Origin of the sequence: Adhaeribacter aquaticus DSM 16391 (assembly GCF_000473365.1) — a bacterium.
Taxonomy (GTDB): Bacteria; Bacteroidota; Bacteroidia; order Cytophagales; family Hymenobacteraceae; genus Adhaeribacter; species Adhaeribacter aquaticus.
In genome coordinates, this window is record NZ_KI421517.1 from 550991 (window position 1) to 564538 (window position 13548).

The following is a 13548-nucleotide window of genomic DNA, read 5'->3' on the forward strand; positions in this document are numbered from 1 at the left end:
CTGGGCTTAGAGCAACTATAAATAATTTATCTTAGCCTGAGATAAATTGAATCTTAGCATTTCTCTACTACGGGAACTAAATTCAAATAAAAATTGCTAATAATCAGCTTAGTTAAGCATTATTTTGCTTACCTTTGCAAACTCAAAAAAGACGGACGGGTTCCGTCGCTTAGGAAAAAATTATTTATTATGCCTGTTAAAATCAGATTAGCCCGCAGAGGCCGTAAAAAAGCTGCAATTTATGATATCGTTGTAGCCGATGCTAAAGCACCACGTGATGGTCGCTTTATTGAGAAGTTAGGTACTTATAACCCTAACACTAACCCTGCTTCCATCAACTTTAATGAGGACAAAGCATTTCAGTGGGTTATGAATGGTGCACAACCAACTGACACCATGAAAGCTATTCTTTCTTACAAAGGAATTCTTTTCAAGAAACACTTACAAGTAGGTGTTGCTAAAGGTGCTTTAACTCAGGAACAAGCTGATTCTAAATTTAACGATTGGAAAGAATCTAAAGAAGCTGCAATCCAGGGCAAACGCGATGCTTTAAGCCAGAAAAAAGCTGATGTAGCTAAAGCTGCTTTAGCTGCTGAGCGTAAAGTTAACGAAGAGCGTGCTGAGTCATTACGTAAGCGTGCAGAAGAAGCTGCTAAAGCTGCTGCTCCTGCTGCTGAAGAAGGTGCTGATGCGCCTGAAGCTGCTGCTCCTGCTGAAGAAACAGAAGCTTAATAACTTTATTTGCCATGAATATTGACGCCTGTTATCAGTTAGGCTATATTGTCAGGACGCATGGCGTAAAAGGTCAGGTAATTGCATTCTTTGATGTAGATTACCCTGAAGATTACGAAGAATTGGAATCAGTTTTCCTGCAATTAAACGGGAAACTGGTTCCTTTTTTTATTGATGCCCTTGACATTCAACCTAACGGCCGCATTATCATAAAATTTGAAGATGTGGACTCTATCGTTGAAGCTGAAAAGCTAAAAAATACTCAGCTTTACCTGCCCCTCGAGAATTTACCAGAATTAGATGAAGACCAGTTTTACTTTCATGAAGTAATCGGGTATTTAATAGTAGATAAAACTTTAGGCGATCTTGGTACCGTAAAAGAAATTTACGAAATGCCTTACCAGGATCTGATGGCCATGGATTACCAAGGTACCGAAGTATTGATTCCTATTCAGGATGAATTGATTTTACGGGCTGATAAAGCAGAAAAAAAACTTTTTGTGAACTTACCGGAAGGATTGGTGGATATTTACCTAAACCCTACCGCTCCGGAACCTGACGACGAAGACAAAGACGACGATGCGGTTTGATATTATTAGTTGTCAGCCTGATTTACTCCAAAGTCCTTTTAGCCATTCTATTTTAAAACGAGCCCAAAATAAGGGTTTGGTAGAAATTCATATTCATGACTTACGCAAGTTTGCCATTAATAAATATGGACAAATAGATGACTATGCTTTTGGCGGTGGGGCCGGCATGGTCATGATGATTGAACCCATAGCTAAATGCATTGAGGCTTTAAAAGCAGACCGTTCTTACGATGCCATTATCTATATGACTCCAGACGGGGAAACCCTGAACCAAAAAATAGCTAATCGGTTATCGTTGTTGGAAAACGTAATTATCTTGTGCGGACACTACAAAGGTGTAGATGAGCGGGTCAGAGAAAAATACATCACCCATGAAATTAGTATTGGGGATTATGTTTTATCAGGAGGTGAACTAGGAGCAGCTGTTTTAACCGATGCCATTATTCGCATACTTCCTGGTGTTCTAAACGATGAATCATCTGCCCTGACGGATTCGTTCCAGGATGGGCTACTAGCGCCACCGGTTTATACCCGGCCAGCTGATTACGAAGGTATGAAAGTGCCAGAAATTTTATTATCCGGCGATACGCCTAAAGTTGAACAATGGCGTTTTGAGAAAGCCATTGAACGCACGAAACAACGGCGGCCGGATTTGTTAGAAGATTAAATATTTAACTATCAAAAAACTAGTATCTATATTCGGAATAAATATTTTTAAAGCTACTATTTTTCTACAAAAAAGTTTTATATCTTTGCAGTCCGAATTTTGAAGATACAATAGCATTAATTACAATAGCCATGAGCAATATATTAGACGTATTAAACGAAGAATATCGTGAGCAACGTGCCGCCATTCCTGCTTTCGCAGCTGGTGACACTGTAAACATTCACGTTAAAATCCGCGAAGGTAACAAAGAAAGAATTCAGCAATTCCAAGGCGTTGTAATTCAGCGTAAAAATGTGAACACTGCAGGTGAAACTTTCACTGTTCGCAAAGTATCTAATCAAATCGGTTTGGAGCGTATTTTTCCTTTACTTTCTCCAAATATCGAAAAAATTGAATTAGTACGTCGTGGTAAAGTAAGAAGAGCTCGTCTGTACTACTTAAGGGGCCTTTCTGGTAAAGCTTCCCGTATTAAAGAGCGTCGGATGAAAACAGCTTAATTACCTGTACATATTCCCTTATATTAAAAGCCGGTTTTATAACCGGCTTTTTTATTTATATCTTTTTAAATTCCTCTGCCACCCTTATCTTAGTTCTGATAAAAGTATTTAAACTATTACTTACCTTTTGGCTGTTTCATATTCTTATGCATGGACTTGTGGGCTTAAAACGTTTACCCCACATTGGTGCCTTCTGTTAGCTTTTTTATTTTTTTGTTTTGGCTGTAAAACAAATTATGAAAACTTACCAGCCTATTCGGCAAATAAACAAGTACAGGTAGTTGTCCTTACCCCAGCTGGCACGAATCACCCGCAAAGCTACAACCCAAAATCGCAGGAATTTGAACCGCAGCAAAATGCTGGATTAGCTGAAGAAATAAAATTTTTGCCTTTCCCCGGTAATTTTGGCTTTATTCCATCTACAGATTTACGAATAAACAACCTATCAACAAGCAAACCTTTAGAAGCAATTGTATTAGCCGAACAAGCCCCAGTGGGAACAATATATGAAACAACACCTTTGGCTACTTTACTGGTAGAAACAGCTGGAGAATTAAAATACATTGTGGTTGCAGTGCCCTCCCGCCCAAGTGAACAAATTATTTCAGCTACAGATTTAGCTTCTTTTTCAGCCAATTACCCGGCAGCTAAAGAAATCATTCAGCGTTGGTTTATTGCTGCTTTTAAACATAAAAGTTACAAATTTATTGGGTGGAAAGATGAACGGTTTACAGAACAACTTATACAAAAATACCTTAAGTAATAGTTGCACTCCGTCCCTTTAACTAAATAGCTTACTATTTTCTTTTATCCTTTTAGATAATTGTTATTTAGTAATTAGTAAGCTAAAATTTTTCTCCACTTAATTGCTTGATACGTAAATTACAGCTACTATAACGTTTCTTTAAGAAAGTTACTTACTTTTGTTTCTTCAGTTTTAATTTATTGGGATAGCAAATAGAATAGCTATTCTCTGTCATTCACCGAACATTTTAACCTGTATGGTTGTTTAATTACCATGAACGTAACAGTTTGTAGAAAAGAACATTTTAATGCTGCCCATCGGTTACACAATGCTGCTTGGAACGACGAAAAAAATATTGCTGTTTTTGGCAAATGTAATAGTCCTAATTATCATGGGCATAATTATGAACTTACTGTAAAAGTGAACGGACCGGTTGATCCTGATACTGGATACGTCTTTGATATGAAGGTATTAAGTACTCTGGTAAAGACAGAAATTATAAATAAATTTGATCATAAAAATTTAAATCTCGATACCGAAGAATTTAAACAACTAAACCCTACGGCCGAGAATATGGCGATAGTTATCTGGAATCGGTTACGACCAAAAATAGATGCTTCCTACCAACTATCAGTAGTATTACAGGAAACCGACCGAAACCTTGTAGAATATAATGGATAACTTTGATATAGAATCTGAAGACCACGTGGGCTCTTCTTCCTTACACACTCCCCTGCGCGAAGATGCCTTCAAACTTACCGATGATGTAAAAATTGAATTAATTGAAAAGCATTTTCGGGAGATCATGCATGTTTTGGGCCTTGATTTAACAGATGATAGCTTACAGGGCACACCGCATCGGGTAGCAAAAATGTATGTAAATGAAATATTTAAGGGTTTAAACCCGGTTAATAAGCCAGCCGCTAAACTTTTCGAAAACCGGTTTAACTATAATCAGATGTTGGTGGAGCGCGATATTACCTTATACTCATATTGCGAGCATCACTTTGTGCCTATCATAGGAAAAGCCCACGTTGCTTACATTCCGGATAAGCACGTAGTAGGTTTATCTAAACTAAACCGAATTGTACAATATTATGCCCGTAGGCCCCAAGTACAGGAACGGTTAACTATGCAAATTGCGGAAGAGCTAAAATCCATGTTATTTACCGAAAATGTGGCGGTATTTATTGAAGCAGACCATTTATGTGTAATGAGTCGGGGTGTAAATGATGTAAGTAGCAGTACCATTACAGCCGAATACTCTGGTTTATTTCAGCAAGAGCAGTACCGCAACGAGTTTTTAAATTATGTTCGGAAATAGTCCTGGAAGCTTTTAAGCTTCATTATCAACTCAGAAATCCTTACCCAGACCTTAGTACAATAAACGCGTAGAACACCAATCAAATTTTGCGTTCCGCTTTTGGACAATTACTGAATATTAGAACATGGCAGGCAGAATATTAATTACCGGTGGTACCGGGCTGATTGGGACTCGCCTTTCAGAGATGCTTATTGACCAAGGATATGAAGTAGCGCATCTGAGTCGGCAAGTACCCCAGTTTTCTCACTATAAAACATTTAAATGGGACCTAGAGCGAAATTATATAGACGACAATGTACTCTCTTATGCAGATTACATTATAAATTTAGCGGGCTCTAGCGTGGCGGAAGGTAAATGGACCAAGGAACGAAAAAAAGAAATTGTTGATAGCCGCATTAAAAGCACCCGCCTCCTCCGCGAGTGCCTTAGTAAAACCAACCACCACGTAAAAGCTTTTATTTCTGCTTCGGCCGTTGGCATTTATGGCGATACCAGTGATCGATTAGTTACCGAAGAAAGTACCTACGGCAATGACTTTTTAGCTGAAGTTTGTAAACACTGGGAATCTGCAGCCTGGGAAATACATGAACAACAAATACGAACCTGTATTTTTCGGGTAGGTGTAGTACTTAGTAATAAAGGAGGAGCGCTGCCTCAGATAGCTCGCCCAATAAAATTAATGGCTGGCGCCCCATTAGGCTCCGGTAAACAATACATGTCCTGGATTCATGTTGATGATCTATGCCGGTTGTTTATCAGGGCTATTGAGGACACTTCTTTTCAAGGTGTCTATAATGCTGTGGCGCCCAATCCAGTGACTAACGAACAATTCACCAAGATCTTAGCCTCTGTTATGCATAAACCATTAACAGGTTTAAAAGTACCAGCCATTGGTTTAAAATTAGCGTTAGGTGAGATGAGCGAAGTAGTGTTAGCTGGGCAGCGGGTAAGTAACAATAAACTGATGCGCATGGGCTTTACCTTTGACTATCATAATGTGCAGCAAGCCCTGGAATCTTTTTACGCAGCAGAAAACGTTTAAATAAGCACCTATTAATTGCTATTGACAGTAGGAAAAAGTATCTCCTGGCGTTAAATACCCGGCAGCGAATCTGTATTTATTTGCTCCAGTATCTGATCGGTTTGTAAAGTATCTTTCTGCGGCACGTAAATTCTTGGCGAAACACATTGGTATTTTTTCCGGATCTTGATAGTTGGTTTAGGAAAAGCTCCCATTTTGTAGCCTAGATCCTTATCCTTGTAAAGTTTCTCCATGAACAAGCCAAAAATAGGTAAGGCTGTTTTAGACCCTTCCCCGGTAGAGGATGTCCGGAAGTGAATACTTCGATCTTCCCCTCCTACCCAAACGCCGGAAACCAAATCTTTGGTAATTCCCATGTACCAGCCATCAGAATAATTTGAGGTTGTTCCGGTTTTACCACCAATTTGATTCCCATTCTTCCAAAGATCGTATTCCCACAAAGCTTGCGATGTTCCGCCTGGTTCCTCCATGCCTCCTTTTAGCATATGTACCATTAAAAAAGCTGTCTCTTCGCTGATTACACGCTTTTGTTTTGGATTGAATTGGTGAATTACGTTACCGTTACGGTCTTCAATACGGGTCACATACATCGGTTCGCTCCAGAAGCCGTTATTAACAAAAGTACTGTAGGCTCCTACCATATCATACACCGATACATCACCCCCAGAACCTAAACCAATAGACGGAACTGCCTGCAAAGGACTTGTTATGCCGAGTTTTTTAGCATATTCTGCCACTTTATCCCAACCTACTAATTCTGTTAACTGAGCAGTAACCGAATTCACAGAACGAGCCATAGCCTGGCGCAGGGTCATGTTGATTCCGGTATAAGATCGGGTTACGTTATTAGGTTCCCAAACCATTGGCTTGCCATTCTCTACATATTTAATAGTAACCCGCTGATCCCGCACTCGGTCGCAAGGGGCATATCCATTATCAATGGCAGTTAAATAAACAAATGGTTTAAAAGTAGAACCAGGCTGCCGGCGGGCTTGCTTAACGTGGTCGTATTTAAAGAATTTAAAATTAATACCACCCACCCATGTTTTTATTTGTCCGGTAAACGGGTCCATGGTCATCATGCCGGCGTGTAAGAAGCGCTTATAATACCGCAACGAATCCATCGGACTCAAAACAAGCGTAGTATCTTTATCCCCTTTCCAGGTAAATACTTTCATCGGGCGCGGTGTATTCAGCAATTGGTTAATTTTTGCTTCATCATTACCGTATAAGCGTTTTAACTTTTTATAATATTCAGTTCGCTTAATATTGGTTTCAATAAAATTAGGTATTTCCCTGTCCTTCTCATCCACCCATGGGTTTTTCCCCTTCCAGTGGCGTTCAAACTTTTTCTGCAGATCATTCATTTTATCTGCTACGGCCTCTTCTGCCAGCTTCTGCATCCGGGAATCAATGGTCGTATAAATTTTTAAGCCACTGGTATAAATATCATACTTCTCATACCCGGCTTTCTCGTTTTCCCTTGCACACCACTCTTTCACGAATTCATTTACCGCTCCCCGGAAATACGTTGCCGGACCTTCTATATGGTTTTCAACGTGGTATTTCAGGGCAATTGGTAAAGCACTTAATGAGTCGGCTTCTTGTCTCGTAATGATATTGTATTTGGCTAGCTTTTCTATTACAAAATTGCGTTTCTCTAAAGCAGCCTGGGGATGAAAGCGGGGGCTATAGCGGGTTGGGGCATTTACCATTCCTACTAACATGGCCGCTTCTTCAGTTTTTAAGCTGTCAGGTGAGGTATTAAAAAATGTTTTAGAGGCTACTTTTATACCAAATGCATTTGACCCAAACTCAATGGTATTCAGATACATGGTTAAAATTTCTTCTTTGGTATAATTGCGCTCCAGACGAATGGCGGTAATCCATTCTTTAGTTTTGGCAATAATGGTACTTACTACGGGAATATAGCCTAGTACACCCTTGGTTTCTTGCCGTCGTGTTTTATATAAGTTTTTAGCTAATTGCTGGGTTAAAGTACTTCCTCCTCTTTTATCGCCTCGAATAGTAAAATAAAAAATAGAAGCTAAGGCTTTAGCATCAATGCCCGAATGCTCATAAAACCGGATGTCTTCGGTAGCAACCAAGGCATTTATTAAAATGGGGGATATTTTTTGGTAGGTTACCGGGCTGCGGTTCTCGCTAAAATATTTCCCCAACAATACCCCATCGGATGTATATAACTCTGAAGCCAGATCTGTACTAGGGTTTTCTAACTTTTCAGTACCCGGGGTATCACCAAAAAGAAATAGAAAATTAACAGAAACGCAGAATATATATATAAATAAAAATGCAATACCTAAAGCAAATAATCGCCAGATATTCTTAATGATAGATTTATACTTGGATACTTTTTCTTTGGGTCTTTCTTCGGACATGCCTACAAACTAAAACCTATTAGAGCTCAACACAATGTCTCCATAAAAAATTTCACAAATATACTTTATGTGTTTTACTTTAAGGTAAACTGGTATAAATAAAATCATTTATAAATAGCATACAGGTGTTAAGGGCTCACAAAATCCAAAGACAGGAAAGCTAAAGTTTACTATTATCCGTAATTAAGAAACTATATATTTAGACAATTATATACTATAAGACATGAAGCGTATCCATTTATTTGAATTTGAAGATTTGTCCTGGTTTCCGGATATGCTCAGACAAAACATGATGGACTTCCTGCGCTTTGCCATTAGTACTCTCCGCATTTATGATCCTATTGTTCCACTCTTGCAGGTCCTGGTAGAAAAAAGTACTCCATCAGAAATTTTAGATCTTTGCTCTGGAGGAGGTGGTGGCATTATTGGAACCAAGGCAAAGTTAGATGCTGCTTTAGGCAAAAATGTAAAAATTACCATCAGCGATAAATTTCCCAATATTCCGGCCTTTGAACTAGTAAAACAAAAAACCAATGGTGAAATTACTTACATTACTGATTCGGTAGACGCTATGGATGTTCCTAAAAACCTGGAAGGTTGCAGAACCATATTCTCAGCTTTTCATCATTTCAACCCAGAGCAAGCCCGTAATATTTTAGCCGATGCCGCAGAAAAAAGAGTACCCATTGGCATTTTTGAAGGAGCAAGTAAAAGTTATTGGGAAATAATGGCCGCCATTTTTATTTTCCCAGTGGTGTTTATCTTTTGTACGCCTTTTATAAAACCCTTTCGTCTTAGCCGGTTATTTTTCACTTATTTTATTCCTTTAATTCCGCTTTTCACCATCTGGGACGGCTGTGTTTCTATTTTACGCTTATACTCGCCCGAGCATTTATTAAAGCTTACAGAAACTATACCGGCAAAGAATTATGCCTGGAAAGCAGGAAAAGTTACACACAAGTCTGGCGCAAAGATTATTTATTTAATTGGCTTTCCGGAGGAGGAAAAATACAGTGCAGTATAGGACTAGTTAAAAGAACAACCATATACTTTTAAATATTTACTTCCTGCAAACTACACCAATAACACAACAATGCTTGATGCTCTGAAATTAATGCGCATACCTTTTTCAGTTTACCTGATGCCCATTTTCTGGTTTTCGGTAAGTACTGCAGATAGCTTTAGTACCACAAGAGCATTAGGTATATTTTTGATCATTCATTTATTGGTTTACCCGGCCAGTAATGGGTACAATTCTTATTTTGATAAAGATGAAGGCAGCATTGGCGGTCTAAAAAACCCTCCTAATGTAAATAAATCTTTATTCTGGCTAGTCGTAATTTTTGATTTACTGGCCATAGGTATGGCATTTCTTTTATCGGCTGCCTTTGCAGCTTGTATTACTATTTACCTGCTGGTTTCCAAAGCTTACAGTTACGATAAAATCCGGCTCAAAAAATACCCGATCATCAGCACCTTAGTAGTAATATTCTTTCAGGGTGCGTTCACATTTATAATGGTGCAGGTAGGTTTAGGCTATAAAACAGAATATTTATTCCGCCCCCAGAACCTGGTTTTTGCAGCCGTGAGTTCGCTCTTTCTTTGTGGCTCCTACCCTATTACCCAAATATACCAGCACGAGGAAGACGCCCGCCGGGGTGATAAAACATTAAGTTTACTACTTGGCATTAAAGGTACTTTACTATTTGCAGCTATTAGTTTGTTAGTAGCCTCCGCTGTTTTAGGAATTGCTTATTTTAAGAATCAGCAGCTCCAAAATATGTTTATATTCTTAGTATGTACCGCACCAGTTGTTGTTTTCTTTAGTCAATGGTTTTGGAAGGTTACTAAAAACCCGGACGAAGCAAATTTCGAAAACACCATGCGGATGAATAAAACATCTTCCCTTTCCATTAGCCTGGCGTTTATCTTGATGATCCTGTGGTCATAACTTATATTAAAAATGAAAAGGCCTGCTTCCTTTTCAGAAAGCAGGCCTTTTGTTAATTATTATAGAATTGATTAGCTGTTCATCGATATCAGGAATTCATCGTTGTCTTTAGTACCTTTCATACGGTCTTTCAAAAACTCCATGGCTTCTACGGCATTCATATCAGCCATAAACTTGCGCAGAATATATACCCGGTTCAGTTCATCTCTGTCCATCAACAAATCTTCTTTACGAGTGCTGGATGCCGGAATATCAATAGCCGGATAAATACGACGATTCGCCAGTTTCCGATCCAATTGCAACTCCATGTTACCAGTACCTTTAAATTCTTCGAAGATAACTTCATCCATTTTAGAACCGGTATCAATTAGGGCTGTAGCAATAATGGTTAAAGAACCACCATTTTCTACGTTACGGGCTGCTCCAAAGAAACGCTTAGGTTTATGCAAAGCATTGGCATCTACCCCACCCGATAATATTTTACCAGAACTTGGCACTACAGTATTATAAGCACGGGCTAAACGCGTAATAGAATCTAATAAGATTACTACATCGTGTCCGCATTCTACCATACGTTTGGCTTTGTCCAGTACGATGCTGGCAATTTTTACGTGGCGCTCCGCCGTTTCATCAAACGTAGATGAAATAACTTCTGCGTTCACATTCCTGGACATATCGGTAACCTCTTCCGGACGCTCATCAATCAATAAAATCATGAGATAAACCTCTGGATGGTTTTCGGAAATAGCATTAGCAATCTCCTGCAACAAAACGGTTTTACCGGTTTTAGGCTGTGCCACAATCATACCCCGCTGTCCCTTACCGATGGGTGCAAAAAGATCCATGATACGGGTTGAATATTGGGATGATTTGGTGCTTAATTTTAACCTTTCCTGCGGAAAAAGCGGTGTTAAGTGTTGGAATGGAATCCGGTCCCGGATTTCTTCGGTAGTACGGCCATTAACGGACTCTACCTTTAATAAAGCAAAATATTTTTCTCCTTCTTTCGGTGGACGAATTTGACCTTTAACTGTATCTCCTGTTTTTAACGCGAATAATTTAATCTGCGACGGCGATACATAAATATCATCCGGGCTAGCTAAATAATTATAATAGGTAGAGCGTAAAAAGCCATAGCCATCCTGCATCAGCTCTAATACCCCTTCGTTTACAATTACGCCATCAAATTCTTTAAAATTATTATTGTTGGCCATGGCCACCTGTGCCGATGTCAAATTGGCATTAGTGTTATTACCTGGATTCTGGCCCTGCGGTTGATTATTCCGGCGTTGCTGGAAATTATTTTGTTCCCGGTTCTCGCGCGGTTGTTGATTTTGCTCCCGGTTATCCCGTGGTTGTCCATTCTGTTCCCGGTTCTCGCGCGGCTGGATATTTTGTTCCCGTGGTTGCTGCGGCTCCCTTGGTTCCCGGGCTGGAGCTTGCTCCCGTGGTTGAATATTTTCCCTAGGAATAACATTTTCCCGAGGAGGAGCACTTTCCCGGTTCTGCGGCGTATCCCGTGGCTGCTGCGGTTCTTTAGGTTCGCGATTTGATTCACGCGGTACCTGATTATCCCGGTTTTCTCTTGGCTCCCGTGTTCTTGGCTCCCTTGGTGTGCGTGGTTCGGTATGCTGGCGCGGCTCTCTTTTTATTACGGGCCGAACCTGAGTATCAGTCAATTCATTTGTGGCAACAGTTGGTTCTACTGGAGCCGGCACCGGAAGGGCATCTCCAGTTAAAGAATCTGTCATGGGAGATGCTTCTTCAAAAATAGAAGCCTGCCCAGTGTTTTCTGCCGTATCGGCTTCTGGCTGTTTACGAGCTGAGGAACGATATTTTTTAGGAAGCTTTTCAGGAGGGGTAACGGCTTGTTGATCTAATATTTTATAGATAAGATCTTGCTTGCTTAATTTGTTGAAATTGGTAACACCAAGCTCTTCAGCAATCTCTTTAAGTTCTGAAAGAAGCCTGTCTTTCAATTCTTCAATATTGTACATACAGAAATTAGGTAGTTAGTAACATTTGCTTCACAGAATTGCGGGAGGCAACAGGAGCGATTTTTTTCTGGAAAAGTGATTATTGTTAATAGAATGAGCCAGGAAATAGCTCGGGTTTTTTTAATTAGCACTACAATGTTATAGCAATGTAACCTAATTACCAAATAATACGGTAGATTTTATATAAAATGTTTCAATAAATATATTAAAATTTTCTATTCTTTAATCTGCTACTTAAAAAAGTATATTTTTGCAGGCCCAAAAGAGATAAACATGTTACAATTAACTGTTTTAAGAGAACAAACTGAGCACGTAATTAACGGATTGCTCAAAAAGCATTATAAAACGGCCGAGCAAGATGTTCGTGCTATTCTAGACCTTGACCAGCAGCGCCGTAGCATTCAGACCGAACACGACGACACCCAGGCAAAAGCAAATAACCTGGCTCGCGAAATTGGCAATAAAATGAAGAGCGGCGACAAAGAAGGCGCAGAAAAATTAAAAGCGGAAACCGCTGAACTAAAAACTAAAACCAAGCAATATTCAGAGGAGCTAGCTTCTCTGGAAGAACAATTGCAGGCTACTTTGGTAAAGCTACCAAACCTACCTCACAGCAGTGTTCCTGAAGGTAGAACAGCTGAAGACAATGAAATAGTTCTCCAGCATGGAGAAATTCCGACGTTACCCAAAAATGCTTTACCGCATTGGGAGCTGATTAAGAAGTACGATATAATTGATTTTGAATTAGGCAATAAAATTACAGGAGCAGGCTTTCCGGTATATAAAAATAAAGGTGCGCGCTTGCAACGAGCTTTAATAAACTTTTTTTTAGATGAAGCAATTAAAGCGGGATATAGCGAAATACAACCACCTATTTTGGTAAATGAGGCCTCTGGTTATGGCACTGGCCAATTACCGGATAAAGATGGCCAAATGTACCATGCTACCGCCGATAACTATTATTTAATACCTACGGCCGAAGTACCGATTACTAATATTTACCGTGATGAAATTATTCCCCGCGAAAAGCTTCCGATAAAAAATGCCGGCTATACCCCCTGTTTCCGGCGCGAAGCGGGCTCCTGGGGAGCAGATGTTCGTGGTTTAAATCGCTTGCATCAGTTTGACAAAATTGAAATTGTCCAGATTCAGGAACCTGAAAAATCGTATGCGGCCCTGGAGGAAATGAGTCAGCATATTCAAAGTTTATTGCAAAAGCTAGAATTACCCTACCGGGTACTACGGTTATGCGGCGGTGATATGAGCTTTACTGCAGCCCTTACATTTGATATGGAAGTTTACTCGGCTGCCCAGAAACGCTGGCTGGAAGTAAGTTCGGCCAGTAATTTTGAAACCTACCAGGCTAACCGGTTAAAGTTGCGCTACAAAGGCGAAAATGGCAAAACACAGCTATTAAATACTTTAAATGGTAGTGCCCTGGCTTTACCTCGTATTGTAGCAGCTATTCTGGAAAATAATCAAACACCAGAAGGCATAAAATTACCTTCAGTGCTGCACCCATACTGCGGATTTGACACGATTAATTAAAAACCAATTTTAAGAATAATACAAAAAATGGACCCACTTCTCTAGAATGTGGGTCC

Annotated in this window: 13 protein-coding genes; 11 read left to right on the forward strand and 2 right to left on the reverse strand. The window is 39.7% G+C overall.

The genetic code is table 11. The features are described 5' to 3' along the window. Nucleotides 1-189 precede the first annotated feature (189 nt). From ADHAQ_RS0104440 to ADHAQ_RS0104475, 8 genes are all read left to right on the forward strand, one after another. Nucleotides 190-732 (forward strand): 30S ribosomal protein S16, encoded by a 543-nt coding sequence (locus tag ADHAQ_RS0104440; RefSeq protein ID WP_026461909.1) that lies wholly within the window; start codon nucleotides 190-192, stop codon nucleotides 730-732. A gap of 14 nt (nucleotides 733-746) precedes the next feature. Next, nucleotides 747-1322, forward strand: a complete 576-nt coding sequence (gene rimM, locus ADHAQ_RS0104445) for a ribosome maturation factor RimM (RefSeq protein WP_034256579.1) — start codon at nucleotides 747-749, stop codon at nucleotides 1320-1322. After that, nucleotides 1312-1989, forward strand: a complete 678-nt coding sequence (trmD, locus tag ADHAQ_RS0104450) for a tRNA (guanosine(37)-N1)-methyltransferase TrmD (RefSeq protein ID WP_026461911.1) — start codon at nucleotides 1312-1314, stop codon at nucleotides 1987-1989. The genes rimM and trmD overlap by 11 nt, the downstream gene beginning before the upstream one ends. Before the next feature lie 131 nt (nucleotides 1990-2120). Beyond that, the gene (gene rplS / locus ADHAQ_RS0104455) at nucleotides 2121-2486 is read left to right on the forward strand and encodes a 50S ribosomal protein L19 (RefSeq protein ID WP_026461912.1); all 366 of its coding nucleotides are present in this window, start codon (nucleotides 2121-2123) and stop codon (nucleotides 2484-2486) included. Between the two features lie 127 nt (nucleotides 2487-2613). After that, nucleotides 2614-3249 (forward strand): inorganic diphosphatase, encoded by a 636-nt coding sequence (locus ADHAQ_RS0104460; protein ID WP_051359705.1) that lies wholly within the window; start codon nucleotides 2614-2616, stop codon nucleotides 3247-3249. Between the two features lie 255 nt (nucleotides 3250-3504). Further along, nucleotides 3505-3912 carry a 6-pyruvoyl trahydropterin synthase family protein gene (locus tag ADHAQ_RS0104465; protein WP_026461914.1) on the forward strand — a complete coding sequence of 136 codons (408 nt, stop codon included), beginning with the start codon at nucleotides 3505-3507 and terminating at the stop codon, nucleotides 3910-3912. Beyond that, entirely contained in the window at nucleotides 3905-4555 is a 651-nt protein-coding gene (gene folE / locus ADHAQ_RS0104470) for a GTP cyclohydrolase I FolE (protein ID WP_026461915.1), read from the forward strand. The genes ADHAQ_RS0104465 and folE overlap by 8 nt, the downstream gene beginning before the upstream one ends. A 124-nt stretch (nucleotides 4556-4679) precedes the next feature. Further along, nucleotides 4680-5597: a TIGR01777 family oxidoreductase gene (locus ADHAQ_RS0104475; RefSeq protein WP_026461916.1), complete on the forward strand. Its 918-nt coding sequence runs from the start codon at nucleotides 4680-4682 to the stop codon at nucleotides 5595-5597. A 50-nt stretch (nucleotides 5598-5647) separates the two neighbouring features. On the opposite strand, the gene ADHAQ_RS0104480 is transcribed toward ADHAQ_RS0104475, so the two are convergent. Then, nucleotides 5648-7996: a penicillin-binding protein 1A gene (locus tag ADHAQ_RS0104480; RefSeq protein WP_026461917.1), complete on the reverse strand. Its 2349-nt coding sequence runs from the start codon at nucleotides 7994-7996 to the stop codon at nucleotides 5648-5650. Nucleotides 7997-8219: 223 nt separating this feature from the next. On the opposite strand from ADHAQ_RS0104480, the gene ADHAQ_RS0104485 reads away from it, so the two are divergent. Together ADHAQ_RS0104485 and ADHAQ_RS0104490 are read left to right on the forward strand one after the other, a co-directional pair. Beyond that, a complete protein-coding gene (locus ADHAQ_RS0104485; protein WP_026461918.1) occupies nucleotides 8220-9020 on the forward strand; it encodes a hypothetical protein in 801 nt (266 codons plus the stop codon). Between the two features lie 69 nt (nucleotides 9021-9089). Next, entirely contained in the window at nucleotides 9090-9947 is an 858-nt protein-coding gene (locus tag ADHAQ_RS0104490) for a UbiA family prenyltransferase (protein ID WP_026461919.1), read from the forward strand. A 71-nt stretch (nucleotides 9948-10018) separates the two neighbouring features. Here the strand turns inward: ADHAQ_RS0104490 and rho are convergent, their stop codons facing one another. Further along, nucleotides 10019-11944, reverse strand: coding sequence for a transcription termination factor Rho (rho, locus tag ADHAQ_RS0104495; protein WP_026461920.1), 1926 nt, complete (start codon nucleotides 11942-11944; stop codon nucleotides 10019-10021). A 273-nt stretch (nucleotides 11945-12217) separates the two neighbouring features. On the opposite strand from rho, the gene serS reads away from it, so the two are divergent. After that, nucleotides 12218-13492: a serine--tRNA ligase gene (gene serS, locus ADHAQ_RS0104500; protein WP_026461921.1), complete on the forward strand. Its 1275-nt coding sequence runs from the start codon at nucleotides 12218-12220 to the stop codon at nucleotides 13490-13492. Nucleotides 13493-13548 lie beyond the last annotated feature (56 nt).